23 protein-coding genes are annotated in these 26,402 nt (G+C 65.1%); 19 read left to right on the top strand and 4 right to left on the bottom strand.

What is annotated here, in order from left to right; all coding sequences use genetic code 11:
* The 3 genes from CAPP_RS07935 to CAPP_RS07925 are packed head-to-tail and all read left to right on the top strand — an operon-like array spanning position 1 to position 2,717.
* Positions 1 to 753 carry a lysophospholipid acyltransferase family protein gene (locus CAPP_RS07935; RefSeq protein WP_076598698.1) on the top strand — a complete coding sequence of 251 codons (753 nt, stop codon included), beginning with the start codon at positions 1 to 3 and terminating at the stop codon, positions 751 to 753.
* Complete coding sequence (locus tag CAPP_RS07930) at positions 750 to 1,268, top strand: polyadenylate-specific 3'-exoribonuclease AS (protein WP_076598699.1); 519 nt, start codon at positions 750 to 752, stop codon at positions 1,266 to 1,268. The genes CAPP_RS07935 and CAPP_RS07930 overlap by 4 nt, the downstream gene beginning before the upstream one ends.
* Positions 1,269 to 1,328: 60 nt before the next feature.
* Complete coding sequence (locus CAPP_RS07925; RefSeq protein WP_076598700.1) at positions 1,329 to 2,717, top strand: class II 3-deoxy-7-phosphoheptulonate synthase; 1,389 nt, start codon at positions 1,329 to 1,331, stop codon at positions 2,715 to 2,717.
* Between the two features lie 29 nt (positions 2,718 to 2,746).
* Here CAPP_RS07925 and CAPP_RS07920 read toward each other — a convergent pair whose 3' ends face one another.
* Positions 2,747 to 4,057, bottom strand: coding sequence for a protein kinase domain-containing protein (locus CAPP_RS07920; protein ID WP_076598701.1), 1,311 nt, complete (start codon positions 4,055 to 4,057; stop codon positions 2,747 to 2,749).
* Between the two features lie 60 nt (positions 4,058 to 4,117).
* On the opposite strand from CAPP_RS07920, the gene CAPP_RS07915 reads away from it, so the two are divergent.
* Positions 4,118 to 4,507: an Rv2175c family DNA-binding protein gene (locus CAPP_RS07915; protein WP_412459490.1), complete on the top strand. Its 390-nt coding sequence runs from the start codon at positions 4,118 to 4,120 to the stop codon at positions 4,505 to 4,507.
* Here CAPP_RS07915 and CAPP_RS07910 read toward each other — a convergent pair.
* From CAPP_RS07910 to CAPP_RS07900, 3 genes are read right to left on the bottom strand one after another with little or no spacing between them, the layout of a single operon-like run.
* Positions 4,479 to 5,954 carry an alpha-(1->6)-mannopyranosyltransferase A gene (locus tag CAPP_RS07910; RefSeq protein WP_076598703.1) on the bottom strand — a complete coding sequence of 492 codons (1,476 nt, stop codon included), beginning with the start codon at positions 5,952 to 5,954 and terminating at the stop codon, positions 4,479 to 4,481. The genes CAPP_RS07915 and CAPP_RS07910 overlap by 29 nt on opposite strands.
* 14 nt (positions 5,955 to 5,968) lie before the next feature.
* Positions 5,969 to 7,063 (bottom strand): polyprenyl synthetase family protein, encoded by a 1,095-nt coding sequence (locus CAPP_RS07905; RefSeq protein ID WP_076598704.1) that lies wholly within the window; start codon positions 7,061 to 7,063, stop codon positions 5,969 to 5,971.
* Between the two features lie 43 nt (positions 7,064 to 7,106).
* Entirely contained in the window at positions 7,107 to 7,691 is a 585-nt protein-coding gene (locus CAPP_RS07900) for a GNAT family N-acetyltransferase (protein WP_327077541.1), read from the bottom strand.
* A gap of 244 nt (positions 7,692 to 7,935) precedes the next feature.
* Here CAPP_RS07900 and CAPP_RS07895 point away from each other — a divergent pair, with 244 nt between their 5' ends.
* The 15 genes from CAPP_RS07895 (at position 7,936) to ftsZ (ending at position 26,394) form a co-directional block, all read left to right on the top strand.
* Positions 7,936 to 8,373, top strand: a complete 438-nt coding sequence (locus CAPP_RS07895; RefSeq protein ID WP_076598705.1) for an SAV_6107 family HEPN domain-containing protein — start codon at positions 7,936 to 7,938, stop codon at positions 8,371 to 8,373.
* A 113-nt stretch (positions 8,374 to 8,486) separates the two neighbouring features.
* Positions 8,487 to 8,879, top strand: coding sequence for a DUF3040 domain-containing protein (locus tag CAPP_RS07890; RefSeq protein WP_076598895.1), 393 nt, complete (start codon positions 8,487 to 8,489; stop codon positions 8,877 to 8,879).
* A gap of 474 nt (positions 8,880 to 9,353) precedes the next feature.
* Positions 9,354 to 9,788, top strand: a complete 435-nt coding sequence (mraZ, locus tag CAPP_RS07885) for a division/cell wall cluster transcriptional repressor MraZ (RefSeq protein WP_076598706.1) — start codon at positions 9,354 to 9,356, stop codon at positions 9,786 to 9,788.
* A 215-nt stretch (positions 9,789 to 10,003) separates the two neighbouring features.
* Complete coding sequence (gene rsmH, locus CAPP_RS07880; RefSeq protein ID WP_200803263.1) at positions 10,004 to 11,017, top strand: 16S rRNA (cytosine(1402)-N(4))-methyltransferase RsmH; 1,014 nt, start codon at positions 10,004 to 10,006, stop codon at positions 11,015 to 11,017.
* A 56-nt stretch (positions 11,018 to 11,073) separates the two neighbouring features.
* Complete coding sequence (ftsL, locus tag CAPP_RS07875) at positions 11,074 to 11,916, top strand: cell division protein FtsL (RefSeq protein WP_076598707.1); 843 nt, start codon at positions 11,074 to 11,076, stop codon at positions 11,914 to 11,916.
* A gap of 155 nt (positions 11,917 to 12,071) precedes the next feature.
* The gene (locus tag CAPP_RS07870) at positions 12,072 to 14,066 is read left to right on the top strand and encodes a peptidoglycan D,D-transpeptidase FtsI family protein (RefSeq protein WP_076598708.1); all 1,995 of its coding nucleotides are present in this window, start codon (positions 12,072 to 12,074) and stop codon (positions 14,064 to 14,066) included.
* 18 nt (positions 14,067 to 14,084) lie between these two features.
* Positions 14,085 to 15,662, top strand: coding sequence for a UDP-N-acetylmuramoyl-L-alanyl-D-glutamate--2,6-diaminopimelate ligase (locus CAPP_RS07865; RefSeq protein ID WP_076598709.1), 1,578 nt, complete (start codon positions 14,085 to 14,087; stop codon positions 15,660 to 15,662).
* Positions 15,659 to 17,248 carry a UDP-N-acetylmuramoyl-tripeptide--D-alanyl-D-alanine ligase gene (locus CAPP_RS07860; protein WP_076598710.1) on the top strand — a complete coding sequence of 530 codons (1,590 nt, stop codon included), beginning with the start codon at positions 15,659 to 15,661 and terminating at the stop codon, positions 17,246 to 17,248. Before CAPP_RS07865 ends, CAPP_RS07860 begins: the two co-directional genes overlap by 4 nt.
* A 6-nt stretch (positions 17,249 to 17,254) precedes the next feature.
* Positions 17,255 to 18,367 carry a phospho-N-acetylmuramoyl-pentapeptide-transferase gene (gene mraY, locus CAPP_RS07855; protein WP_076598711.1) on the top strand — a complete coding sequence of 371 codons (1,113 nt, stop codon included), beginning with the start codon at positions 17,255 to 17,257 and terminating at the stop codon, positions 18,365 to 18,367.
* Complete coding sequence (gene murD / locus CAPP_RS07850; RefSeq protein ID WP_076598712.1) at positions 18,364 to 19,815, top strand: UDP-N-acetylmuramoyl-L-alanine--D-glutamate ligase; 1,452 nt, start codon at positions 18,364 to 18,366, stop codon at positions 19,813 to 19,815. The genes mraY and murD overlap by 4 nt, the downstream gene beginning before the upstream one ends.
* Positions 19,816 to 19,831: 16 nt before the next feature.
* Positions 19,832 to 21,493 (top strand): FtsW/RodA/SpoVE family cell cycle protein, encoded by a 1,662-nt coding sequence (locus tag CAPP_RS07845; RefSeq protein ID WP_084560507.1) that lies wholly within the window; start codon positions 19,832 to 19,834, stop codon positions 21,491 to 21,493.
* 21 nt (positions 21,494 to 21,514) lie between these two features.
* Positions 21,515 to 22,585 (top strand): undecaprenyldiphospho-muramoylpentapeptide beta-N-acetylglucosaminyltransferase, encoded by a 1,071-nt coding sequence (gene murG, locus CAPP_RS07840; protein WP_076598713.1) that lies wholly within the window; start codon positions 21,515 to 21,517, stop codon positions 22,583 to 22,585.
* The gene (gene murC, locus CAPP_RS07835; RefSeq protein WP_076598714.1) at positions 22,582 to 24,087 is read left to right on the top strand and encodes a UDP-N-acetylmuramate--L-alanine ligase; all 1,506 of its coding nucleotides are present in this window, start codon (positions 22,582 to 22,584) and stop codon (positions 24,085 to 24,087) included. The genes murG and murC overlap by 4 nt, the downstream gene beginning before the upstream one ends.
* A 5-nt stretch (positions 24,088 to 24,092) precedes the next feature.
* Entirely contained in the window at positions 24,093 to 24,935 is an 843-nt protein-coding gene (locus CAPP_RS07830; protein WP_084560508.1) for a cell division protein FtsQ/DivIB, read from the top strand.
* Positions 24,936 to 25,101: 166 nt separating this feature from the next.
* A complete protein-coding gene (ftsZ, locus tag CAPP_RS07825) occupies positions 25,102 to 26,394 on the top strand; it encodes a cell division protein FtsZ (protein WP_076598715.1) in 1,293 nt (430 codons plus the stop codon).
* The last annotated feature ends 8 nt before the right edge of the window (positions 26,395 to 26,402 follow it).

Genomic DNA, 26,402 nt, shown 5'->3' with positions numbered 1-26,402 from the left:
ATGAACAACAAGTGGTACAAGTTTTTCAAGTACATCCTGATCGGGCCGTGGCTGCGGATCTGGAACCGCCCCGAAACTGAAGGGCTCGAGCACATCCCGCCGGAAGGCGCCCCCGCACTCATGGTGTCCAACCACCAGGCAGTGATGGATTCCTTCTACTTCCCGCTCGTGTGCCCGCGCCAGCTCGTGCATCCGGCGAAGCAGGAGTACTTCACTGCGCCGGGCGTGGTCGGTCGCATCCAGAAATTCTTCTTCACCTCTGTGGGCCAGGTGCCCATCGACCGTCAGGCGAAGGATGCCGGCGCGCACCTGCTCGAGGTCGCCCAGGACGTCTTCGACAAAGGCGACCTGTTCTGCATCTACCCGGAGGGCACCCGCTCCCCGGACGGCCGAATCTACAAGGGCAAGACCGGTATGGCGCGCGTAGCCATGGAGTCCGGAGTGCCGTGCATTCCCGTCGCCATGATCGGCACCCGCAACGCGAACCCGATCGGCTCTTGGATTCCGCGCCCGGCAAAGGTGCGCGTGAAGATCGGCGAGCCCGTCGACCCGCACCAGTGGGCGCGCGATAACGGGTACGAGCCGAACGATTCCGCAGTATGGCGCCCGTTCACCGACTTCTTCATGGAGCGCCTCGTCGAGCTGTCCGGCTACGAATACGTCGACGCGTACGCCGGTGACGTGAAGAAGTCGCTCGAGGCCGGCAACGGATACCCGGAGGGCACGGAGCCTGACTGGCAGAACATGCAGTGAGGTACTTCTACGACACCGAGTTCATCGAGGACGGCACGACAATCGAGCTGATCTCCATCGGCATCGTCGCCGAGGACGGACGCGAATACTACGCCGTGTCCACCGATTTCGATGCCTCGCGCGCGAATCCTTGGGTGCGCGAAAACGTCCTGGAGAAGCTGCCCAACCCGCAGCGTCCCGAGTGGAAGCCGAAACAGAAGATCCGCGACGAGGTCTTCGCGTTCCTCACCGCCGCCGATTCCAAGCCCGAATTGTGGGCGTGGGTGGGCGCGTACGATCATGTCGTCCTGGCGCAGCTGTGGGGCGATATGGCCAAATTCCCGAAGGAGATGCCGCGCTACACCCGCGAGCTGCGCCAGTACTGGGATATGGCGGGCCGCCCGACGCTTCCTCCCGCACCCAACGGCAACCATGACGCGCTTGTCGACGCGCGCCATAATCTCCTTAAATTCAAGATCTGCGCGCGCTCGCTGCCCCTCGATCGTCGTGGCCACGCGAGCTCGCGGGGAGAATAAGCCAAGCTCATTTCCCACTTTCGCTAGGTACGGCGCACCAAACGTGCTAGAAGTTAAGGGGTGAGTTGGACTGTAGACATCCCCAAAGAAGTGTTGCCCGATCTGCCGCCGTTGCCGGGAGACATCAACGAGGCGTTCCAGGACGCCATCTCCCGCGATGCGAAGCAGCAGCCGTCATGGGATGAGAACTCGTCCTTGTATGTGCGCAAGATTCTCGAGTCTGTCCCGCCGGTGGTGGTGGCTCCCGAGATCCACAAGCTGAAGAGCCAGCTTGCCGACGTGGCTAAGGGCAAAGCTTTCCTGCTGCAGGGCGGTGACTGCGCCGAGACTTTCGAGTCCAACACCGAGCCGCACATCCGCGCCAACATTAAGACCCTGCTGCAGATGGCAGTCGTGCTGACCTACGGTGCATCGACTCCGGTGGTGAAGCTGGCGCGTATCGCCGGGCAGTATGCCAAGCCGCGCTCCTCCGACCTGGACGGGAACGGCCTGCCGAATTACCGCGGCGACATCGTCAACGGTGTGGAGCCGACCGAGGAATCCCGCCGCCACGACCCGGCCCGCATGATCCGCGCGTACGCGAACTCGTCCGCGGCGATGAACCTGGTCCGTGCGCTGACCACCTCCGGCACGGCTGACCTTTACCGCGTCGAGGCGTGGAACCGCGAGTTCGTGGCCAATTCCGCCGCCGGCGCGCGCTACGAGGCGCTGTCCCGCGAGATCACCCGCTCGCTCCACTTCATGGATGCCTGCGGCGTGAACGACCGTGAGCTGCGCACCTCCGAGATCTACGCGTCCCACGAGGCACTCCTTGTCGACTACGAGCGCGCGATGCTCCGTCTCGCTGAGAACGAGACAGGCGACACCAAGCTCTATGATCTCTCCGCGCACCAGCTGTGGATCGGTGAGCGCACCCGCGGCATGGAGGACTTCCACGTCAACTTCGCCGCTTTGATCGACAACCCGATCGGCATCAAGCTCGGACCGAAGGTCACGCCGGAGGAAGCTGTCGCCTACGCCGAGAAGCTCGACCCGAACCGCGAGCCGGGCCGTCTCACCATGGTGGCTCGCATGGGCCACGAGAATGTCCGCGAGGTTCTGCCGGGCATCGTCGATGCCGTGGAGCGTTCCGGCCACAAGGTGGTCTGGCAGTCCGACCCGATGCACGGCAACACCTTCACCGCGTCGAACGGCTACAAGACCCGCCACTTCGACAAGATCATCGATGAGGTCCAGGGCTTCTTCGAGGTGCACCGCCACCTGGGCACCCACCCGGGCGGCATCCACATCGAGCTGACCGGCGAGCACGTTACCGAGTGTCTCGGCGGCGCGCAGGACATCACCGACATCGACCTGCCGGGCCGCTACGAGTCCGCGTGCGACCCGCGCCTGAACACTGAGCAGGCCCTCGAACTCGCGTTCCTGGTCGCGGAGATGCTCCGCAACTAGCAGAGTCTGAAAGCGGGGGTGTCCCCGCTCTACTCAGCCATCCGGAGGACCTCGGGGATCTCCCCGTAGGCTCCGGAGCCGAACCACCAGCCACCGACAGCGACTGCTGCGGTGGCTGCTGTTATGAGTAGGAGAGCCACGACCATGGCCGCCGCCGAACGGTTCGTCTCCACCGGCGGCTGCTCCGCCTCGCGCTCACGCTGACGTTCTCGGCCATCCAGCTGTCCGTCCATGCGCTCGTGCGGCGGCACATGAGGTTCGTACGGTGCGGGAACCGGTGCCGGAGCCGCCGGCGGGAGCGCTGCGCCGTACGGTTCCTGCGGCTCGTCACGATCCCGGTACCCGTAGGGGTCGCGCCGGCCGAAGAGACCGGGCTCTGGTTCTGGTTCGGGCACAGGCGCCGGTTCGGGTTCCGGTTCCGGGGTTTCGAGCTGCGTCACACTCGTGGGGATCGCCGCGGCACGGTTCGCGGCAGATTGCGTGGGCACAGGGACAGTGAACTTCGGCAGTTCCAGTTCAGCGGCCACGTCATCGAGGGCGTCGAGAAACTCTTGTGCGTTGGCGAAGCGTTCGCGGGGATCGCGGGCGGTGGCGGTGGCGACGAGCTCGTCGAAAAGCATCGGCACGCCTTGCATCCGCGACGACGGCGCAGGGACATCCAACCGCAGGCGCGCCATCGCGTGGCCGAGGGACGTGTCCCCGTCGAAGGGGACTGTTCCGGTGAGGAGCTCGAAAAGGACGATGCCAGCGGAATACACGTCGGAGGCCTGGGTGATCTCCGTGCCGTCGACTTGCTCGGGGGAGAGGTAGGCGACCGTGCCCACGATCTGGTCCGTGGAATGTTGCGCATCGCTCGCCGCCCGCACGAGACCGAAATCAGCGAGCTTAACTGCGCTGTCGCCGTTAATGAGGATGTTGTCCGGTTTGATGTCCCGGTGGACGAGACCGCGGCGGTGCGCCACGGACAGCCCCGTGAGCATGGCGCGCATGACAGCGGCGGCGGCATGCGGCGGCATCGGCCCGCGCTCGGCGAGCAGCTCCCGCAGCGTGCCTCCCGTGATCAGCTCCATGATGAGGAAGACATCCTCGCCGTCGGCTCCGAAATCGTAGACATTCACCAAATTCGGGTGGCTCAGCTGCGCCATTGCCCGGGCTTCGCGCGCGAACCGGTCGAGGAAGACCTCGTCGTCGAGGTAGCGCTCGTCCATCACCTTCGCGGCCACCTCGCGGCCGAGACGGTCGTCGAGGCAGCGGTACACAGTGGACATGCCGCCGCGCGCAATGGGACGGTCGATGATGTACCGGCCTTCCAGCACATCGCCGGCTGCGAGGTGAGTCATGCCACCCAGTATGGTGCACGCGCCACCTCAACCGGTAGATGGCATGCGGTGCGTAAGGTGGTGTGCGTGAGTTCTACAGAGCATGACCCCAACGCACACGACCTCGACGCCCTGCTGAGCGGTGAAACGCTGCTGCCTTTCCCCGAGGTGGCGGAGCGTCTCGGCGTGCCCGTGACCAAGGTCCACGATTACGTCAACGCCGGCAAGCTCGTGTCGTACCAGAAAGACGGAGCAAGGGTCATCCCCGAGGTCATGCTCGAGGATGGCAACGAGCTGTCCAAGTTCATCGCCGGCGCCATCACAGTCCTGCTCGACGGAGGCTTCAACCAGGACGAGATCCTGGCCTACCTGTTCACTGAGGACGACAGCTTGCCGGGCCGCCCGATCGACGCCCTGCACGGGCACGGCGCCCGCGAAGTGATCAGGCGCGCGCAGGCGATGGCGTTTTAGACCTCGGCAGAACATACGCCGCCGCGCACCAGCCGGCGATGAGCGCAGGAAGCATCCACGCCACGTTGTAAAAGTGGTGGTTTCCACTGCCGCTGAACGCCAGCGCGACGATCACCGACAACCCGACGGTCAGGCGTGTGAGCCATCGCGCCGGGGTGAATGTGCCTGCCACGGACACCGACGATGCGAAGTACCACGGCAGGGTCACCGCATTGAACACGAAGGCGACCATGTAGGCCAGCGCCATGCCCATGACGTTGCGGCGCTCGTTCTGGCGGAAAAGCCACCACACGGCCACGAGCCCCGCCAGCATCAGCACTGAACCGATGGTTCGCGTCACACCGAGAACGGTGTTGTAGGGGAATTCTTCGTCGAAAAGCTGCAGGAATGGCGTGATTGCCTCGGCCGCAAGCGTCGCACCAGAAAGCGGATTGACCACCTTGGAGTTGCCGGAGATTTCCGCCAGCCAGCCCCACGACGTGCCGGATGCGAGCGTTACTGCCGCGACGGTGGCCACCGACGCGCTCACGACGGCGAAGCCAGCCGCCATGAACACGCCCACGCGGCGGGTGAGGCGGGTGCCTTCAGGCGCGTAGCAGTGAAGGGCCATCCACACGACGAACGGCAGCGTCACAGCCGCGGTCGCCTTGAGGGAGACGGCCACACCGATGAGCACGGTGCCCAGCAGGAAACGGCGCGACAGACAGGCGACCAGGCCCAGGCTGACCAAGCCGACCATTACTGACTCGTTGTGCATGCCGCCGACCATGTGGACCAGCATCACCGGATTAGCCACGCCCAACCACAGTGCAAGTGCCGGATCGCCGCCGAGGCGACGCGCAATGCGGGGAACCGCCCAAGCGATAGTGGCGAAGCCGGCGAGTGAAATGAACTTGTAACAGATGATGCCCGCCATGACGTTGTCGCCGACGAAGCTCGTCACTCCGTTGCCGATCCACAGGTGCAACGGCCCATAGGGGGTCGTGGTGTTACGCCAGTCGTGCGAAACCTCCAGCAAGTACGGGCCGGGGTTGATGGCGGCACCTTCCGAATACGGATCGAATCCGTCACGCACCATCGCGCCCTGCATGAGGTAGGAGTACACATCGCGCGACATCAGCGGCGCGGCGAGCAACAGTGGGGCAGTGGCGGACCACAGCGATGCTTTGGCGAATTCGAAGCGGTCGCGCACGCCGGGCTCGGTGCGGTCGGCCAGGACAAACCGTCCGGCGGCGACCCAGCCGACGACGAGCAGGACGAGACCCGCGGTGAGCGCGATGTTGAGCAAACCCCGGCCGTGGCCGTACGACAGAAAACTGATGCCAAATGCGTCGAGTACGCCACCGCGGTTGCGCGTCGCGCCGGCACCGAAGGAACCGACCATCATCAAGGCAGCGCCAGCGGTACCCAGCCACCAGGCGGCTGTCGGGGAAAGTCGTGCGGTCATTTCGGTCAACGTCTCTATTTACGCCGTGCCGTGGACTTGATAGCCAACGCGGTGAGTGTTTCAACGGCATCGGCGGTAAAGTCCGCGCTTTCAAGATGCTTGAGGCCGGACTCGGTGAGCCGGGTGATCCGGTCTTCCGTCACGTCCACTGCGCCGGTCGTCTCGATGATGCGGGCGAGCTCGGCGATATCGTCAGCGTCGGTTGCAGTTCCGATTCCGGTGCGGAGCTTCTTTGCTGCAGCCGGGTCGGAGTCGTCGGCTGCCCGCAGCGCCAAGGCATAGAGCACAGTCCTCTTGCCTTCGCGCAGATCGTCGCCTGCTGGCTTGCCGGTGATTGCCGGGTCGCCGAAGACTCCCAAGAGATCGTCGCGAAGCTGGAATGCGATTCCGATGTCGCGTCCGTATCCGCGGAGAGCCGCAATAGTCTCTTCGCCTGCTCCTGCCAGTGCCGCTCCTAGATGAAGCGGGCGCTCGACGGTGTACGCGGCAGTTTTGTACCGGTTCACCGAATCGGCCAGCTCCACACTCTCACTGCCGGACGCTTCCAGCGCGATGTCGAGAATCTGCCCGCCGATCACTTCCGCGCGCATGCCGCGCCACGGTTCAGCCGCGCGCTTCAGCGCCTCGTCGCTCACCCCGGAGTAACGCCACATATCGTCGCCCCACGCCAGCGCGAGGTCGCCGATGAGAATCGCAACGTTTTCGCCGTACGTGTCGGAATCCCCGTGCCAGCTGCGGTTTGCATGTTCGGCTGAGATCGCGCGGTGGACGGTCGGTTTACCGCGCCGGGTGTCGGAAGCGTCGATAATGTCGTCGTGGATGAGCGCACACGCTTGGATCAATTCGAGCGCGCTCACCGCTCGCAGCACTGCATTGGGGGATTCGGCGCAATTCTTCCCTGCGGTCGCGGCATAGCCGACCCAGCCGTATGTGGGGCGGATACGCTTTCCGCCGCCGAGAACGAAGTCGCGCAAATGGCCCACTGCCTCAGCGACTGGAGCGCCGATCTGGTTGATCTTTGCGGCGTTTTCCTGGAAGAACACTTCTAGTTCCCGTTCCACCGCCGCCGGGATGTCTGCTACCGCAAGGTGAGGTGTGCGCTCGCTCAAAGGTGGTGACTCCTTCTAACCGCAGGGTGGGGACGATTACCGCTCACTCTACCGGGGACGTATTTTCCAGCGGCAATGTCCGGCCGAGCACGGCGAAGGGCCGTGGATCGCCGGTGTATTGGAAACTGCGGAGCACATCCCCGAAACCGAGTGAGCGGTACAGCCCGAACGCGGCGTTGCTCTCTTTGGGGACCTCGGGGGTGGACAGCAAGACATAAGGCTGCGGCGCCCGCTCCAGCAGTCGCTGGATCAAAACTCTGCCGATGCCGTGGCCCTGGAGCCGGGGCGCGACGTGAATCTCCGCCAACTCGAAGTAATTTTCCACGATGTCGATCATTTTCGGGGTCATGGCGTGGCTATTCACCAGCCCGCGGCGGAGCTGCTGATCCCACCATCGCCGCTCAGATCCCTTGAACCCGTACGCGATTCCGGCGAGTTTCCCTTCGTCGAAAGCAGCGACGGCGGCGAAGTCTTCCTCCGTCGAATCGCGTCGCCAGACCGATACCCGCTGATTGTGGATGGAAATGGGGTAGCGCATGGCCGTGATGTAGAGCCCCACGAGTTCGGGCGCCATGGCGGAGAACTCGTGCGGGGACAGCTCGCGGATAGTGACGGACACGCTGTCCATCGAACCATGCGTCGCGGTCGCCTGCGTTGAAATCCCCGTTATCCACAACCGTGTGTCCTGGTTGCCCCAGCTCAGAGGGGTCGAGCGCGTTCTGTAGATCAGCAGACTCGAAAACGTGTTCGAATTGTTTGTGGGTTGTGTTGATGTCGCTTTCTAGTGTGAAAGTCACAAAAGCAGTTGGAAGCAGGAATAGAAGCAGGAAATCGAACGCCGCACGATACGGCGAGACGAGGAGGAGGTTTACATGTCTAGCGTTATTTCGGCAACGACTGGTGCGGTGTACGGAGTGGTGCCCGTCGCATCGCGGCATGACGAATTTCTCGAATCGGCTCGTGCGCTTCTTGCGGATGCGCACGCGCAGCTCGCCGCCGGTTCGTATGACTTGGCGTTGGAGAGCGCATATCGGGCGGCACTGCGCACAGCCGGGGCTGTAATCGCTCAGTCCACGGTGGTTGCAAAGCGTAAGCGTCTGCCCACTAGCGCCTGGGAGAAGCTGGCCCTGACGGGATCCCGCGGAACGTACTGGGCGAATACGTTCTCGGGCTTCTCGCGCCTGAGGGGACGGGTCGCCTCGGGGATCGAGCTGAAGCCTCGAGTGGCCGATGTGGGGCGTCTTGTTGAGCTGGCGGAAGAATTCTTTGCGGAGGCTGCTGGGGAGGGAAGTGATATGTCTGCGGCCTAGCCTGCTGCGACTGTCCTGTTTGAGGGATGGGGCGGTATGATGAGGGAACAAAACGATGCCCCTGAGCGTTGTAGTTCAGAGAAGACAGCGACCAAACCAGGCTGGGAGTGAAAGTGGCTTTATCTGAGCAGGAACAGAAGTTGCTCCGCGAAATCGAGGAGTCGCTGATGGCCGACGATCCGAAGTTCGGGTCGTCTGTGGCCTCCGCGCCCGAGCGCGGATCCGCGGGCGGTGGCTTCCGTCCGACGATGCGGGCTGTCGCCCTCATTGTGCTGGGTCTCGTGCTGCTGATCTCTGGGGTCGCTCTGGCGGCCGAAAGTCTTTGGTTCATCGCGCTCAGCATCCTTGGATTCGTGGTCATGTTCATCGGTGGCGTGTGGGGGCTGCGTGCCCCGTCTGACATCCCGCCGGCAACGCGTTCCAAGAGTGCTGGTCCGCAACCGCGCCGCGAAGGACGCGGTTCCCGCATGGAGGAGAACTTCCGCCGGCGTTTCGAAGGTCAGTAGCGCAAACTTTCTGCGGCCGCATAATTTTTAGACGGCTTTCCTGATCCCTTTCACGGAGACGTGAGGGGGATTTTTTCGTGCCTCAACGTGCCCTCACTCTTGGCTCCCCACTTCGGCCCACCGGGAGTCCCCACTTTCACCCACCGGGTCTTATTTCAGGTGTCGTTATCCAGTTTTCCTGCGGGGATGCGCTCGCGGCATGGTGGTGAGAAAGGTGCTGAAGTAGTCAAAACGGATGTTGTGAGGTGGTTGTGGTGGGATATGGCGCGGGGGGCGGGTGGACGCGCCACGTGGGATTCGTGTGTTGAACTGCGAATTCAAGACACTCGGAAAGATTTTTGAGTTCCAATGTGGCGTTTGTGGGGGATAGTGGGTTAAAGTGGGGCACAGTGAAGGGCCGGTGTGACGATGCCGGGTCGGATCTGACAAAAATTCACAGCCGGAGTCGTCGAGCGAAGGAAGGTAGGGCGCCGGATGTTTCTTGGCACCTACACCCCGAAGCTGGACGACAAAGGGCGCCTGACACTGCCCGCCAAATTCCGCGAGGGACTGGCGGACGGACTGATGGTGACCAAGGGGCAAGACCACTCGTTGGCGGTCTATCCCCGCGAGGAGTTCGCGGCCCGCGCACGTAAGGCGGCGGCGGTCTCCCGCACGAACCCGAAGGCGCGTGCGTTCATCCGTAACTTGGCGGCAAGTGCGGATGAGCAGACGCTCGACGGTTCTGGTCGCATCACGTTGTCGCCGGCGCACCGGGACTACGCGAACCTGTCCAAGGAATGCGTGGTCATCGGTTCGGTGGATTTCTTGGAAATCTGGGACGCCGAGTCCTGGCAGAAATACCAAGAAAATACGGAGGCTGCCTTCTCGGCGGCCGATGAGGACGACATTCTCTCGGGCCTGCTCTAAGCGGGCGGGCGGAGAGCGTGTACGGACTCTGCTCGGGGCGCGAGTCGTTCTGGTGTACTTCCCCGATATCAGAATGACCGCCCCGAGCAGGGCTCTACACGTTCCCCGCTAGAGCACACTCTTTCAACCGCAGTCAGACCTAATCCGAAACACCGCACACAGGGCATTAAGGGGGGTGGACCATAGTGGCACACGATATAGCGCAGAAATCCGACATGGACTTCGGTATCGACGCCAACCACGGCCACGTCCCCGTCATGCGCGACCGTATGGGCGATCTGCTCCGCCCGGCGGTGGAGAAATTCGGCACCGATGCTGTGATCGTCGACGGCACGCTGGGTGCCGGCGGGCACACCGAATATTTCCTGTCTGAATTTCCTGAGGTCACGGTGATCGGCATCGACCGTGACGCTGCCGCCTTGGAACAGGCATCAAAGCGCCTCGAAAAGTTCGCCGACAGATTCGTGCCGGTCCGAGGCCGGTTCGACTGCCTCGGCGAGGAAGTGGAAAACAACGCGAACCCGGCATTCGATCGCGTCCGCACCACGGGATTGGCGGGCGCTTTCTTTGACCTCGGGGTCTCGTCGATGCAGCTCGACCAGGAGGAGCGCGGTTTCGCGTACCGCGTTGACGCGCCACTGGATATGCGTATGGATCCGAGCGCCGGGCTCACGGCAGCGGATGTCTTGAACACCTACAGCCACGGGGACCTCGCGCGTGTGCTGAAGACCTACGGCGACGAGCGCTTCGCGGGAAAGATTGCCTCTGCGGTGCTCGCTGAGCGTGAGAAACAGCCGTTCGACCGCTCCGGCCGTTTGGTTGCGTTGCTCTACAACGTGATTCCGGCAGCCACCCGGCGCACGGGAGGTCACCCGGCCAAGCGCACATTCCAGGCGCTTCGTGTGGAAGTCAACCGCGAACTCGAAGCACTGGAGAACGTCATTCCGATGGTCGCCGACGCGCTCGGTGAAGGCGGCCGCGCAGTGTTCATGAGCTACCAGTCCCACGAGGACAAGCTGGTCAAGCGAGCGTTCGCGGAGATGACGGAATCGAAGACTCCGCCCGGACTCCCCGCGGAGCTGCCGGGCATGGCACCGAAATTTCGTCTAGTCACTCGCGGAGCCGAACAGGCCCCGAATGAAGAGGTCGAGCTGAACCGACGGGCCGCCTCAGTGCGGGTTCGTGCGGTGGAGAAGCTAGACAGCGATCCGCCCGGGGGCGCGCGATGAGCTTCCGGACCAACCAATCACACTCAGCACGGCGACAAGCGAAGGGAACCACGACCATGGGAGTAAGCCGAGACCTCACCGCCGGTAATAACGCCGGTGGCTCGACTGCACTGCTGGAACGCGCCCCGCAGCGCACGACCCGTCAGGCTGAGCGCACACGCACAGCGCCGGCGCCGAGCGGACTCAAGCCGCGTATTGCCCCGCATGTTCCGCGTGGCCCGCGCCGTCTGGGTTCGAAGCAGGTCGTGTCCGTCCGCGGCCGCCGCGTCACCACGACAGAGGCGAAGCGGAAGTTCTCCACCATGTCGCTGATGGCACTGCCGTTGCTGATCTTGGGTATCTTCGGTGCGATGCTGCTGTCGGCCCTGTCCACCCAGCAGACGTTCACCATCGAGCAGCTGCAGAGCCAGGAGCGCACGCTCAACAACGAGATCGAGACGCTCAACCGCAACGTCGAAGACAGCCGTGCCGCCGCAGAGGTCGCGGCGAAGGCTGACGCCGCTGGAATGGTCGTTCCGGTCCAGCCGGGCATTATCGATGTCGCGGCCGACGGTAAGGCGAATGAGACCCGGGAAGCCGACCCGGAGAAGAACCTGCGCATTGTCGATGTGAACGAGGAGACTATCCGCACCGACAAGGCGACGAGTGACCGCGATGCCACGCGCGATATCGTCGACAACTTGTCGGCCCTGCCGTCGAACTCGCTGCCGACAGGCCGCGGTGCCGCACCGTCGCTGCCGACGCCGGGCAGCCAGTCCAACGGCCGCGAAGCTGCGCCGTCCGCACCAGCTGCACCAGCGGCTCCCGCGGCTGATGCACCAGCAGCAGACACGCCGGAGGCGTCGGCTCAGGAAGCACCGGCAGGTGGTGCCCTTCCGGCACTGCCCGGCGGCTTCTAACGGCCAGCGAACTGACTGGCAATTGGTTTATCGAGGGATTTAGTTCCACGTTCGTGTGTGGCGGTCATAACCTGGCCCTGTGATCGGGGCAAGATGAAGGCAATCACTGGGCGCCACGGCACAAGAGAAGTAGGTGAGTCTGCGACGTGAGCAGAATGGACCCGCGGAAGCGGCAGGTGCGGGACGTGCCCGCACAAAAAGTCATTACTGCCAGTCGCATGCGAATTCTCACCGCCTTCTTCCTCGTGGTGGCACTCATTCTTGTCGGGCGTCTTGCCTGGGTGCAGTTGAAGTGGGGTCCGCAACTGCAGACTGTCGCGGCGGAGCAGCGCGAGCGCGATTTTGAGGACCCGGCACGTCGCGGGGCGATCGTGGACCGCGAAGGAAACTTCCTGGCTTACACGATGAAGGCCCGTTCCTTGACCGTCTCCCCGGTGACACTGCGCCGCGAGCTCGGCGAGATCGCCCGCAACGAGATGTACGAAAACGGCGCCAGCCGCGCAGAAGCGGAAGCGCAGCAGGACGCGCGCGTCGAGGACATCCTGCGCCAGATGGCCAATGAGATTCCCACCATGATCGACGACGATCAGGTGCAGGATCCCGAGGGCGAGGACTCGGATAACAAGGATGACAGGGACCGGGACGATAAGAAGTCCTCGGGCGAGAAAGACAAATTGCCCACCCCGCGAGTGAATTCCAAGGACATCCTGGCAAAGCTTCACGCCGACAGCGACTACGAGGTCCTCGTGCGCAACGTCGACCCGGATGTCGCGGCGAAGGTCGCCGAGAAGTTCCACGGGGTCGCTGCGGACCGCCAAGACATCCGCGAATACCCGAACGGTGCGATCGGCGAGAATATCGTCGGGCGTGTGTCTATGGACGGCCAGGGCCAGTTCGGCCTCGAGGCCTCCAGCGACTCCATTCTCACCGGCATCGACGGTCGCTCCACCGAGGACGTCTCCGCGAACGGCCAGGCGATCCCCGGCACCTTGCGCGATGTCGTCCCTGTCGTGGACGGTGCGCAGGTTGAACTCACCGTCGACCTGGACCTGCAGGCGTATGTCCAGCAGCTGCTGGAGCAGTCCAAGTCGAACGCGAAGGCGAAGGAAGCGGAGGCGGTCGTGCTCGACGCCAAGACCGGCGAAGTGCTGGCCATGGCGAACACCAACACGATCGACCCGAACGGCGACTTGGAGCGCCAGATCGATTCGGGCCGCAATTTCGAGAACCCGTCGATCTCCCACCCGTACGAGCCTGGCTCCGTGGCCAAGATCATCACGGCGGCGGCAGCGCTCGAGGAGGGCCTGACCACACCAAACGAGGTGCACCAGGTGCCGGGGTCTATCGAGATGTCTGGGGTGACCGTCGCAGACGCGTGGCAGCACGATGTCGCGCCGTACACCACAGCCGGCATCTTCGGTAAGTCCTCCAACGTGGGCACTTTGATGCTCGCCCAGAAGGTGGGTGAGGAGCGTTTCGACGACTACTTGCAGCGCTTCGGCATCGGCCAGTCCACAGGCATCGAGCTGCCGAACGAGTCCTCGGGTCTCGTTCCGGCGCGCGAGCAGTGGTCCGGCGGCACCTTCGCCAACCTGCCGATCGGACAGGGCATGTCCGTGACGACGCTGCAGTTGGCGAGCGTGTACCAGGCGATGGCGAACGAGGGCGAACGCATCGAGCCGCGCGTGGTCAAGTCGGTCACCCAGCCCACCGGCGAGGAGATCCCGCAGGACGACCCGCGACGTACGCGCGTGGTCAGCGAGAAGACCGCGAAGACTGTCGTGGACATGTTCCGCGCAGCATTCCAGGACGACCCAAACGGCGTGAACAGCGGCACCGCCCAGGGCAATTCCATCCCGGGCTACCAACTGTCCGGTAAGACCGGCACAGCCCAGAAGGTGAACCCGGATACCGGCGCGTACTCGAACTCGGATTACTGGATCACGTTCGCGGGCGTCGCACCGGCGGATGATCCCCGTTTTGTCGTGGCCGTCATGCTGGACGACCCGGAGCGCGGGCCGCTCGAGGGCGGCGGAGGCGGACAGTCCTCGGCGCCGATCTTCACTGAGATCGCCAACTGGCTGATTAACCGCGAGAATATTTCCCAGAGCCCGGACCCGGGCGAGCCGATGGTCCTGCAGGCCCAGTAGAGAAAGCGAGGAGTGGTCATGAACGACACGGACAAGACTCTTGCGGCCGCCGTCGCCTTCGACACGGTGGCAGAGGTCGCCAGCGCACGCGTCGAGAACGCACCGGAGCAGACGCTGACCGTCACCGGCATCAGCCTCGACTCCAACGCCGTTGAGGCGGGTTCAGTCTTCGCAGCGCTCCCGGGAACCCGGGCGCACGGCGCCAGTTACGCCGCCTCTTCGAAGGCGGCCGCGATTCTCACGGACCACGCAGGCTGGGACATTCTCGCTAAGGCGGGGGAGACCCGCCCGGTGCTCGTCGTCGACGATGTCCGCGCGATCCTGGGGCTCGTGTCCGCCGAGATCTACGGCCGCCCGTCGGAAAAGCTGACCGTCATTGGCGTCACCGGCACGTCTGGCAAGACCACGACGACGTACATGCTCGAATCCGGACTGACCGCGGCTGGCTGCGCTGTCGGCTTGATCGGCACGACCGGCACCCGCATCAAGGGCGAGGACGTGCCCACGTCGCTAACCACCCCGGAAGCGCCGAAACTGCAAGAGCTCTTCGCGCTCATGGTGGACCGCGGTGTCACGCACGTGGTCATGGAGGTCTCTTCCCACGCGCTGGTTCTCGGGCGCGTCACCGGAACGCGCTTCGCCGTTGCCGGCTTCACCAACCTTTCGCAGGATCACCTGGACTTCCACCCGACGATGGAGGAGTATTTCGACGCCAAGGCGCTGCTCTTTGAGGAAGGATCGCCGGTGGCGACGGAGACGAGCGTCATCTGCGTCGATGATGAGTGGGGCCGGAAAATGGCGGAGCGTGCATCCGGCGGCAACCGCCCCGTGGTCACCGTGGGCACCCGTGGCCAGCAGGATGTTGACTGCGCGGCGACGCTGAACAGCACCACGGACAGCGGCGCCCAGGACATCACCGTCACGCTTCACGGCACCGCGGTCGAGACTCGCCTGCCGCTGCCGGGCGCATTCAACGTCGCCAACGCGGCGCTGGCCACTGCGCTTGCCGACGCGGCGGGCATCGACGTGGAGACCTTCCTCAAGGGCGTTAGCGGAGCTGCCGTGCCCGGCCGCATGGAGCGAATCGACGCGGGACAGGAATTCGTCGCCGTGGTCGACTACGCCCACAAGCCCGCAGCGATCGCCGCGGCTCTCGATTCTCTGCGCGAGCAGGTTGACGGCCGCGTCGGCATCGTCGTCGGCGCCGGCGGCGACCGCGACCAGTCGAAGCGCGCCATCATGGGCGCAGAGTCTGCGCGCCGCGCCGACCTGGTGATCGTCACCGACGACAACCCCCGCACGGAGGACCCGGCCGCCATCCGCGCGGCAGTCCGCGCGGGAGCGGAGGAAGCAGCAGAGAGCGGAAGCGTGGAGATCCGCGAGTCCGATTCGCGCGCAGACGCGATCAAACAACTCGTCGCGTGGGCACAGCCTGGCGACGCGGTTATCGTCGTGGGTAAAGGCCACGAAGTCGGCCAGATCGTCGGCGATGTCACCCACCACTTCGACGACAGGGAAGAAGTGCGTAAGGCGTTGGCCGACAATGGCTTCGACACGGCACCAGCAGGAACGACAAGTAAGGAGGACCAGGCATGATTCCGATGACGCTGGAAGACATCGCGCGGGTCACGGGCGGCACGCTGAGCGAGACCGCCGACCCGAATGCGACGGTGACCAGTTACGTCGAGTTCGACTCGCGCAAGATCACCGCCGGAGGCCTCTTCGTCGCCCTGCCGGGCAGCAATGTCGACGGCCACGATTTCGCCGAATCCGCGATCGCGCGTGGCGCGGTCGGTGCGCTCGTCGCCCGGGAAGTCGGGGTTCCCGCCGTCATTTTGCCGTCCGTCGACGCCATCGAGGGCGATAATTCGGACCTCGCCGCGGGGGATCCCGATGGTTCAGCCCGCGCCGTCGTCGCCGGGATGACGAAATTGGCGGCGCATGTGGCGCGCACGCTCGTCGATAAGCACGGCTTGCGCATCACGGGCGTGACCGGGTCCGCGGGCAAGACGTCCACGAAGGACCTCATCGCGAATGTGCTCGGCCGCGGCGGGGAGACGGTCGCCCCGCCGGGATCGTTCAACAACGAGATCGGCCTGCCGTACACGGTGCTGCGCTGCACGGAGAACACAGACTTCTTGGTCGCGGAGATGTCCGCCCGCAATATCGGGCACATCGCCCAGCTGGCCAGCATTGCTCCGCCGCACATCGGCGTGGTGCTCAATGTCGGCAGTGCGCACCTCGGCGAATTCGGTTCGCGCGAGAATATCGCCCAGGCGAAAGGAGAGCTCGTCGAAGCTCTGCCGGCCGACGGCGTGGCCATCCTCAACGCCGACGACGAGCTCGTCGCGGGCATGACGCCGCGCACGCAGGGGCGCGTCGTGTGCTTCTCCGCTGACAACGTCGCCACACCTCAAGGGGATGCGCCTGACTATTACGCCACGGACATTCAGCTTGACGACGTCGCGCGTGCCGCCTTCACCATGCATTCCCCCGCAGGGGACCCGCAGCGGGTGAGCCTGAAGGTCTTCGGCGCCCACCAGGTCTCCAATGCTCTCGCGGCAGCCGCTGTCGGCATCGAAGCCGGGCTGGATGCGGCGACGGTGGCCGATGCGCTGTCGAATGCGCACAGTGTGTCGGTGAACCGGATGGACGTGAACACCCGAGCCGACGGCCTGACCGTGATCAACGACGCGTACAACGCGAACCCGGACTCCATGCGCGCCGGTATTGCGGCGCTCGGCTTCACCGCCGCCGCTCGCCCGGGTGTGCGGTCCATCGCGGTGCTGGGAGAAATGGGCGAACTCGGCTCTGATTCGGTCGAGGCGCACCGCGCACTCGGCGATGAGCTTGCGCGCTACCGTGTCACGCACCTCGTCGTGGTGGGACAGAGCGAGGAGACCCGTGTCCTGGCTGAGCGCGCCTCAGAACGCGGCATCGAAACGCACAGCGCCCGCGGCGTCGACGAGGCGGCCGGCGTCGTCGGCGAGATTGTGCGCACCGCCCCGCCAGGGGAGGAGAACTGGCGCAGCCGCGACGACCGCGATGTGGTGCTGGTCAAAGCATCCAACGCCGTCGGCTTGTGGCGGGTGGCTGAAACGCTGCTCGCCGACGGGCCGAATGCCGCGCCGACAACCCCCGCCCCGCCGCTCACGCAGACCAATCAGGAAGACACGAGGTAGCCAACCATGACCCAGATCATCATGTCGGGGGCCATCAGCTTCCTCGTCGCCATCTTCACCACACCGCTTCTGATCCGGTACTTCACCAGTGCCGGCAAAGGCCAGGAAATCCGCGAAGACGGACCGGCCTCCCACATCCGCAAGCGCGGCACGCCGACGATGGGCGGCATCGCCATCCTGCTTGGCATTCTCGTCGCCTATGTGGCCGTAGGAATCTGGGGCACAGCCACCGGCCACGGCGGATTCACTGCCTCGGGTTTGCTCGTGCTCGGGCTGACCATGTGCTTGGGTCTGCTCGGCTTCGCCGACGACGGCATCAAGCTTTTCTTCAGCCGCAATCTCGGTCTGAACAAGACGGCCAAGCTGGTCGGCCAGCTGGCTGTCTCACTAATCTTCGGCTTCCTGCTCCTGCAGTTTCCGCAGGACCGTACGGGGCTGACCCCGGGCTCGACGAAGCTGAGCTTCATCCGCGACATCGAGACCTTCGACATCGCCGTCGGCGGCGCCGTGTTGGGCACCATCTTCTTCCTGATCTTCGTCTACTTCCTCATCGCGGCGTGGTCGAATGCGGTGAACCTCACCGACGGCCTCGACGGTCTCGCGGCCGGGTCCACGGCGCTGGTGATGTTCGGCTATACCCTGATCACCTTCTGGCAGTTCCGGAACTCTTGCGCCCAGGCTCCGGGCGCCGGTTGCTACGACGTGCGCGATCCGCTCGACCTGGCTGTGCTGTGCTCCGCCGGTCTGGGCGCCTGCATCGGTTTCCTGTGGTGGAATGCCGCTCCGGCAAAGATCTTCATGGGCGACACCGGCTCGCTGGCGCTTGGCGGCCTTGTCGCCGGTGTGTCCATCGCCAGCCGCACCGAGGTGCTCATGGTCGTCATCGGCGCCCTCTTCGTCATTGAGGCTGCCTCCGTCGTCATCCAGGTGGCGGTGTTCAAGACCTCCGGCAAGCGCGTGTTCCGCATGGCGCCGTTCCACCACCACTTTGAAAACGGCGGCTGGGCGGAGACTGCCGTGGTCGTCCGTTTCTGGCTCATCTGCGCCATCGCCGTTGTCCTCGGCCTGGCGGTGTTCTACACCGAATGGCTCTCAGCCACCGGGGTGAACCTGGCATGACCCCAAGCGCACACTCCACCTCGAGCGTGAACGGGATTTTCTCCATCCTGCTCTCCGGCGGAGTTCTCGTCGCCGGCGCCGGAGTGTCCGGCCTGGGAACCGCGAAGCTGCTTCGTGAGGCGGGCGTCTTCTTCGCTGTCGCCGACGACAACGAAGCCAACCGCGCAGCCGTGCACGAGGCGACCGGCTGCCGCACCATGACGACGGCGGAAGCCGCCGAGCGGGTCACCGAGTACCCGCTCGTGGTCACCTCTCCGGGCTGGCGCCCGGATTCTCCGCTCCTCCTCGCCGCGCAGGACATGGACTGCACGGTGATCGGCGATGTCGAGCTGTGCTTCCTGCTTGACCAGAACAGCTTCTTCGGCCCGCCGCGTGACTGGCTCGTGGTCACCGGCACCAACGGCAAGACGACTACGACGGGAATGCTCGCGCGAATCATGGAAGAGGCGGGCACCTACACCGGTAAGCGGGCGGAAGCCTGCGGAAATATCGGCATTGCGGTGGGCGACGCTCTGTTGAGCGCACCGCGCATCGACGTCCTCGTCGCCGAACTCTCCAGCTTCCAGCTCCACTGGTCCCACGACCTCACCGCCGATGCGGGGCTGCTCCTCAACCTTGCCGACGACCATATCGACTGGCACGGCAGCTTCGAGGCGTACGCAGAGGCGAAGGCGAAGGTCCTCACCTACTCGACGGCAGTGGCGGGCATCGACGACGAGCACGTGCGTGCCTACGCCGGGAAATCCGGCCGCAGCGACATCATCGGCTTCACTCTCGGTGAACCGGAGGACAACCAGGTCGGCATCGTCGACGGCAGCATTGTTTCGCGCATCGGGGCACAACCGGCGACGATCACGCGTATCGACGGCATCGAGCCCGCCGGAACCGCCGGAACCCTCGATGCGCTGGCCGCCGCGGCAGTCGCTATCACCCGCGGCGCCACCCCGGCACAGATCGACCGGGCTCTGCATTCCTACGAAGTGTCCGGCCACAGGGGAGCGGTGGTCCACAGCGCAGACGGCGTCGACTGGATCGACAACTCCAAGGCGACCAACCCGCACGCGGCGGACTCCGCACTGCGGGGTGCCGGTGATGGCAAGATCGTCTGGGTCGCCGGCGGCCAGCTCAAGGGCGCCGATGTCGACAAGCTCGTCGCCGACCACGCCAGCCAGTTCCGGGCGGTCGCGTTGCTGGGGGTGGACAGGGAAGAGATTGCACGCGCCGTCGATAAGCATGCTCCCGATGTCCCTGTCTTCCTGACGGACAGCACAGACCCCGAAGATGCTATGCGCGCGGTTGTCGAATTTGCCGCTGGGCAGGCGCGTCCGGGCGATGCGGTGATCTTGGCGCCGGCTGCGGCGAGCCTGGACATGTACTCCGGAATGGCGCAGAGGGGAAATATCTTCGCCGACGCTGCGCGCGCCCTCGCCGGAAAACACGACGTTTAAGGCAGTGTGAAACACGATGACCACAGCAGCTCAGCGCCCACCACGGCCACACCAGCCCCGTAAGCCACACGCGAAACAAGCGCCGCGGCCCGGGCAAGCGCGCCCGCGGAACGCTAGCGGCCAGTACTCGTCGGGCATGGCCCGGGCGTTGGCCCGCTTGAATGCGTGGATGGACGCGCGCCCGCTGCTGGACTACACGATGGTGCGCACGATCGTGCTCGTGCTCGCCGGCCTCGGCGTGGTCATGGTGACCAGTTCCTCGATGACCTGGTCGGCGCTCAACGATTCTTCTGTCTGGGCGCAGCCGCTCAAGCAGGTCATCGTGGTGGCCATGGGCCTGTTCGTGTTCTGGGTGGCGCTGCAAATACCTCCCGAACGGGTGCAGAAAATCGCGCTCATCCTCATGGTGATCTCGATCCTGCTGCTCATCGCGGTGCTGCTGCCCGGCATCGGCACCGGACGAGAGGAAGTCGGCTCCCAGTCGTGGATCTATATCGGCGGCTTCCAGCTCCAGCCGTCAGAGGTGGCCAGGGTAGCCATCTGTGTCTGGGGTGCGTCGATCCTGGCGAATAAAGACCCGCGCCGCATGTTCGACATGACCAACGGGTTTATGCCGTTCGCCGCCGTCGCCGTGGTGTGCGTGGTGCTCATCGCCGCGCAGGGGGACCTCGGCATGGCCGTGTCCTTCTGCATCGTGGTGGCCTTCATCCTCGTCTTCGCGGGAATCTCCTGGAAGTTCATCGGTATTGTCGCCGGGTTCGGCGTCCTGCTGTTCGCGGGCGTGATGGCCGCCGGCGGCTTCCGCTCCCAGCGCTTCCACGTGTATTTCGACGCTCTCTTCGGTCGCTTTGAGGACACCCGCGGCGTGGCGTTCCAGTCCTACCAGGGCTTCCTGTCACTGGCGGACGGCTCGCTCTTCGGCGTCGGTCTCGGCCAGTCCCGCGCCAAGTGGTTCTACCTGCCGGAGGCGAAAAACGACTTCATCTTCGCCGTCATCGGCGAGGAGCTCGGCCTGTGGGGCGGCGCGCTGGTGATCATCTTGTTCACCATGCTGCTTTTCTTCGGCCTGCGCACCGCCCGCCTGGCGGCGAACCAGTACCAGGCGCTGCTGGCCGCATCGATCACTACCGGAATCGTCTCCCAGGCATTCATCAACATCGGCTACGTCATCGGCCTGCTGCCGGTGACCGGTATTCAGCTGCCGATGATCTCCGCAGGCGGCACCTCTGCCGTGATCACCCTCGGCGCGATGGGCTTGGTCGCCTCGGTGGCGCGCCACGAGCCCGGCGCTGTCTCCTCGATGCAGAACTACGGCCGCCCGCTTTTCGACCGACTGTTTTTCCTCCGCGAGCCGAGCTCGGCGGAACCCCGCCCGCGCTCTGGCGCACGGCCGGCGAAGAAGGCGCAACCGAACAAGCGCTACGGCACTCCGGTCACCGCCCGCCGCAATCCTGCCCCGCAGGAAGAGCGCCGCACAGAGCGCCAACCTCAACGACAGGGGCGCGGGGCAAGGGAGCGCGGTCGGGTACAGCCACGGGAAGCGTTCCGGAATGCGTCCCGCGGCGACGCAAGAGTTGGCGGCCAACGACCGGCGGCACGGACGCGATACGATGAGCCACGCGCGAACAGGGAGCCCCGGAATCACCGGAACACCGACGACACCCGCCGCGCCGGATAGAAAAGGCGGTTGATTCACCCAGTGACAACACAACACATCGTTGTGGCCGGCGGCGGCACTGCCGGCCATATTGAACCAGCGTTGGCAGTGGCGGAAGTGCTGCGCGATTCCTACGGCGCGGAGGTCACCGCGCTCGGCACGGAGAAAGGCCTGGAAACGACGATCATTCCTGCCCGCGGCTTCCCGCTCGAGCTCATCGAGCCTGTGCCAATTCCGCGCAAGAAACCGCTGAAGTTGCTCGGCGTCCCCGCGAAGCTCATCCGCTCCGTGGCACAGACCCGCGCCACGTTGAAGAAGACGCAGGCCGGCGCTGTCTTCGGCACAGGCGGCTATGTCTCCGCCTCGGCGTACCTTGCCGCGAGGTCGCTGCGCATCCCCTTCTACGTCTTGGAGACCAACGCCCTTGCCGGCATGGCGAACAAGCTCGGCGTGAAACTCGGCGGTACCGGCTTCAACGCTGTGCCCGATTCCGGCATGCCCGGCGAAGTCCTCGGCATTCCGGTCCGCCCGGGCGTCGGCGTGGACGACGACGGGGTGAAGGCGAAGCGCGGCTACAAGGCATGGAACCTTGACCCGCAGCGCCCGACCGTGCTGGTCACCGGCGGATCCCAAGGTGCGCGCAGCATCAACACCGCGGTCCAGGGGGCGGTCGGCCGACTTACCGCCGCGGGCTACCAGGTGCTCCACGCATACGGCCGCAAGAATGACGCGCCGCCGGCACACGAGCGCTACACCGCAGTGCCGTACATCGACGACATGGAGGCCGCCTACGCGGTGGCCGACGTGGTCATCTGCCGCTCCGGAGCGATGACGGTGGCGGAGAATTCCGCGGCGGGCGTTCCCGCGATCTACATTCCGCTGCCGCACGGCAACGGCGAGCAGGGCTTGAACTCGGCGCACGTCGTCGACGCGGGCGCAGCAGTGCGTATCGATGACGCCGATCTCACCCCCGACGCCCTGGTCGAAGCCGTCAACGGCATTCTCGGCCCCGGTGGCAACGCCGCCGCCATGCGTGCTGCCCTCGATGATTCCGGGGCAGGCAATGCCGCGGACGAAATCGCGCGGCGCATCATCGGAGAAAGGAAACCATGACTTCTGCGGCCCCCATCGACCTCTCGCGGGTCCACTTGATCGGCATCGGCGGCTCCGGCATGTCCGGCGTGGCCCGCATCCTCCTCGACCGCGGTGCCGTGGTCACCGGCTCCGACGTAAAGGATTCCCGCCCGGTCCGCGCACTTCGCGCTCAGGGCGCCACCATCGCCGTGGGCCACGCGGCGGAGAACCTCGAACTCGCCGGAGCGCAGCCGACCGCGGTGGTGACCAGCTTCGCGGCCATCCCGAAGGACAACCCGGAGCTTGTCGCCGCCGCCGAGCGCGGGATTCCGGTGATCCGCCGCTCCGACCTTCTGGGCGAGCTCATGGAGGGCTACACCCAGGTGCTCTTCGCCGGCACGCACGGCAAGACCTCGACCACATCGATGGCCGTCGTCGCGCTCCAGGCGGCGGGGGAGGACCCCTCCTTCGCCATCGGCGGGCAGCTCAACCGTGCGGGCACCAACGCCCACCACGGCAGCGGCCGCATCTTCGTGGCGGAAGCCGACGAATCAGACGCATCGCTGCTGCGCTACCGCCCGTCCGTCGCCGTGATAACCAATATTGAGCCGGACCACCTCGACTATTTCGGCTCCGCGGAGAGCTACTACCAAGTCTTCGACGATTTCGCCGACCGCCTTCCGGACGACGGCACGCTGGTTGTGTGCCTGGACGACGAGGCGACTGTGCGCTGCGGCCTCCGCGCGAAAGAGCGCGGCATTTCCGTTCTGGGCTACGGCACTGCCGACGCGGCCGCCCGTCACCCGGAGATTCCCACCGGCGCTGTGGTCAGCGACGAGTCTGTGGAAGGCCACGTCACTGAGGCCGCCGTGGACCTGCGCGTTCCGGGCCACGAGGGCACGGTCGCGTACCACCTCGCTCTGCCGGGCCGCCACATGGTGCTCAATTCCGCCGCGGCGTTGCTGTCTTGCGCTATCGCCGGCGCGGATCCGCGCAAGCTCGCCGAAGGCCTGAGCAGCTTCACCGGCGTGCGCCGCCGCTTCGAGCTGCGCGGGGAGATAACCGCCGGAGAGCAGACCGGCACGCGCGTCTACGACGACTACGCCCACCACCCGACGGAGGTCTACGCGGTGCTTTCCGCCGCGCGCGGCAAGGTCGAGTCCGAGGGCAACGGCGCACGCGTCGTCGTGTGCTTCCAGCCGCACCTCTACTCGCGCACGCAGGCTTTCGCGAAGGAATTCGCCGACGCGCTGTCGCTTGCCGACGCCGCCGTGGTCCTCGACATCTTCGGCGCCCGCGAAGCGCCCGTGGAAGGCGTGGACTCCCGCATCATCACCCAGCACATCTCCGACGACACCGAGGTCGTCTACGAGCCGGACTTCTCCCGCGCGCCCGCCTCCGTGGCGTCCGTGACTGCCCCGGGCGATGTCGTGATCACGATGGGTGCGGGCACCGTCACGATGCTCGCCGACCCGATTCTCGAAGCACTGGCGGGTGCTTCTGCCGGCACCTTCGCAGACACCGGCGAGGAAGCGGAGTAGCCCCCATGTCAACATCCGTGACCCCGCCCCACGGCGACGACGACCGCACCGGCGACGGCGATGAGCGCGGCCGCGAGCTCCGGGAAGAAAACTCGCTTGACCGCGCGCGCTCGAAGTACACGGAGCGGTCGAACCGGTCTGGTAACCGGTCGAAGGAGAAGACGACCAATGCCCGCGGACGCCGCGAGGTGCCGTGGCGCCGCATTGCCGGCATTGCGGGCGTCGGCCTGGTCGTGCTGGCGGTCCTGTGGGCCGTTGTCTACTTCACCCCGCTGTTCTCGGTGAAGAACGTGGAAGTGGACGGCAATGCGCACCTCGACAACGAGGACGTGGTCGCCGCCGCGGATGTGGCCGAGGGAACGCCGCTGGCGCAGGTGAATATGCGCCAGACCGCCTCCAATGTGGTCTCCCTACCGTGGGTGAAATCCGCGACCGCGTCCAGGAAGTGGCCGTCGACCATCTCGGTTGAAGTGGTGGAGAACGTGGCTGTCGCGTACCGCGACTCCTCCGAGGGCACGCACCTGATTGACCGTGAAGGCAAAGAATTCGCGGTGGACACCCCACCCGAAGACTCAGTTGAGCTCACCGGGGAAGCTGATGCGGACGACACTGTGCGCAAGGACGCTGTCGACATCGCCGCCGCGTTGAGCGACACCGGCCGCGGTGCCGTGAAGTCCATCGAGGCGAAATCAAAGTACGAATTCGTGCTCAACCTCAAAGACGACCGCACCATCGTGTGGGGCGCGAGCGAAGACAACGAAAATAAATCGCTCGCGGTGGACACGGTGCTGCAGCGCGAAGGCAAAGAATTCAACGTGACCAACCCGCAGCTAATCACCGTGAGATAGTCGTACCACTCGAGGGTTTCTGTAAAAGGCCAGGTCAAAACCCTAAAGTAGAGGTTGAGGGTGCCGACACGCCGAAAAAATTCGCCGAAATTCCGCTGCGGTTGGTCATGATGGGAGGCGTCTTTGAATCACACGACCCCGTTATCTGAAAGGCGAGCACACACCCATGACCTCACCCAGCAACTACCTCGCCATGATCCGCGTTGTCGGTGTCGGCGGCGGCGGTGTCAACGCAGTGAACCGCATGATCGAAGAGGGCCTGAAGGGTGTCGAGTTCGTCGCCATCAACACGGACTCCCAGGCGCTCCTGTTCACTGACGCAGACACCAAGCTCGACATCGGCCGCGAGGCGACCCGCGGTCTCGGCGCAGGCGCTAACCCGGAGGTGGGCCGCACCTCCGCCGAGGATCACAAGCAGGAGATCGAGGAATCCCTCAAGGGTTCCGACATGGTCTTCGTCACCGCCGGCGAGGGTGGTGGCACGGGTACGGGCGCGGCACCGGTCGTCGCAGGCATCGCGAAGAAGATGGGCGCACTCACCATCGGTGTGGTCACCCGCCCGTTCTCCTTCGAGGGCAAGCGCCGCACCCGCCAGGCGCTCGAGGGCATCGACGCGCTGAAGGAAGTCTGCGACACCGTCATCGTCATTCCGAACGACCGTCTGCTGCAGCTCGGCGAAGCCGACCTGTCCATGATGGAGGCCTTCCGCGCCGCCGACGAGGTGCTCTACAACGGTGTCCAGGGCATCACCAACCTGATCACCATCCCGGGCATGATCAACGTCGACTTCGCGGACGTCCGCTCCGTCATGGCCGACGCCGGCTCCGCGCTCATGGGTGTCGGCTCCGCCCGCGGCGAGAACCGGGTCATGACTGCTACGGAGCAGGCCATCAACTCCCCGCTGCTGGAGACCACGATGGAAGGTGCCAAGGGCGTGCTCATCTCCGTGGCCGGCGGCTCCGACCTGGGTCTGATGGAGGTCAACAACGCGGCCTCCATCGTCGAGGAGAAGGCCGACGAAGACGCCAACATCATCTTCGGCACCATCATCGACGACAACCTGGGGGACGAGGTCCGCGTGACCATCATCGCGACCGGTTTCGACGAGAAAGCCAACGCCCGCCCACAGGCTCCGAGCCAGGAGCAGGCAGACCAGGGTGCCAGCCACGCCGTCGAGCCCCAGCAGGTCCAGGTCGAGCCGGCCGCGGCTAGCGAGACCCCGACCCCGGCGCCGTCGTCCAGCTCCCTGTTCGAGTCCGGTGACCGCCAAGAACCGGCCGACGCACCTGCAGACGAGTACACCCCGCGCCACCGCTACGACGAGTCCCGTGGCGGCCTCTTCACTAACTCCGACCGCGAGTACGAGCGTGAGCGCGAGTACCGCCCGTCCCGCCGATACGAGGACACCCGCGATTCCCGCGGCGGCGACGACCTCGACGTGCCGGACTTCCTCCGGTAGTAGCCTTG

It is taken from the genome of Corynebacterium appendicis CIP 107643 (assembly GCF_030408415.1).
In the GTDB taxonomy this organism is placed as follows: domain Bacteria; phylum Actinomycetota; class Actinomycetes; order Mycobacteriales; family Mycobacteriaceae; genus Corynebacterium; species Corynebacterium appendicis.
This window is presented reverse-complemented; position numbering and strand designations above follow the sequence as displayed.

Excerpts from the sequence above, each read along its gene's own strand:
- mraY (WP_076598711.1), top strand. The coding sequence starts at position 17,255 with ATGACCCAGATCATCATGTCGGGGGCCATCAGCTTCCTCGTCGCCATC.
- murC (WP_076598714.1), top strand. The coding sequence starts at position 22,582 with ATGACTTCTGCGGCCCCCATCGACCTCTCGCGGGTCCACTTGATCGGC.
- CAPP_RS07830 (WP_084560508.1), top strand. The coding sequence starts at position 24,093 with ATGTCAACATCCGTGACCCCGCCCCACGGCGACGACGACCGCACCGGC.
- CAPP_RS07860 (WP_076598710.1), top strand. The coding sequence starts at position 15,659 with ATGATTCCGATGACGCTGGAAGACATCGCGCGGGTCACGGGCGGCACG.
- rsmH (WP_200803263.1), top strand. The coding sequence starts at position 10,004 with ATGGACTTCGGTATCGACGCCAACCACGGCCACGTCCCCGTCATGCGC.
- CAPP_RS07900 (WP_327077541.1), bottom strand. The coding sequence starts at position 7,691 with ATGGACAGCGTGTCCGTCACTATCCGCGAGCTGTCCCCGCACGAGTTC.
- CAPP_RS07935 (WP_076598698.1), top strand. The coding sequence starts at position 1 with ATGAACAACAAGTGGTACAAGTTTTTCAAGTACATCCTGATCGGGCCG.
- CAPP_RS07870 (WP_076598708.1), top strand. The coding sequence starts at position 12,072 with ATGGACCCGCGGAAGCGGCAGGTGCGGGACGTGCCCGCACAAAAAGTC.
- CAPP_RS07910 (WP_076598703.1), bottom strand. The coding sequence starts at position 5,954 with ATGACCGCACGACTTTCCCCGACAGCCGCCTGGTGGCTGGGTACCGCT.
- murD (WP_076598712.1), top strand. The coding sequence starts at position 18,364 with ATGACCCCAAGCGCACACTCCACCTCGAGCGTGAACGGGATTTTCTCC.
- ftsL (WP_076598707.1), top strand. The coding sequence starts at position 11,074 with ATGGGAGTAAGCCGAGACCTCACCGCCGGTAATAACGCCGGTGGCTCG.
- CAPP_RS07865 (WP_076598709.1), top strand. The coding sequence starts at position 14,085 with ATGAACGACACGGACAAGACTCTTGCGGCCGCCGTCGCCTTCGACACG.
- CAPP_RS07845 (WP_084560507.1), top strand. The coding sequence starts at position 19,832 with ATGACCACAGCAGCTCAGCGCCCACCACGGCCACACCAGCCCCGTAAG.
- CAPP_RS07895 (WP_076598705.1), top strand. The coding sequence starts at position 7,936 with ATGTCTAGCGTTATTTCGGCAACGACTGGTGCGGTGTACGGAGTGGTG.
- ftsZ (WP_076598715.1), top strand. The coding sequence starts at position 25,102 with ATGACCTCACCCAGCAACTACCTCGCCATGATCCGCGTTGTCGGTGTC.
- mraZ (WP_076598706.1), top strand. The coding sequence starts at position 9,354 with ATGTTTCTTGGCACCTACACCCCGAAGCTGGACGACAAAGGGCGCCTG.
- CAPP_RS07920 (WP_076598701.1), bottom strand. The coding sequence starts at position 4,057 with ATGACTCACCTCGCAGCCGGCGATGTGCTGGAAGGCCGGTACATCATC.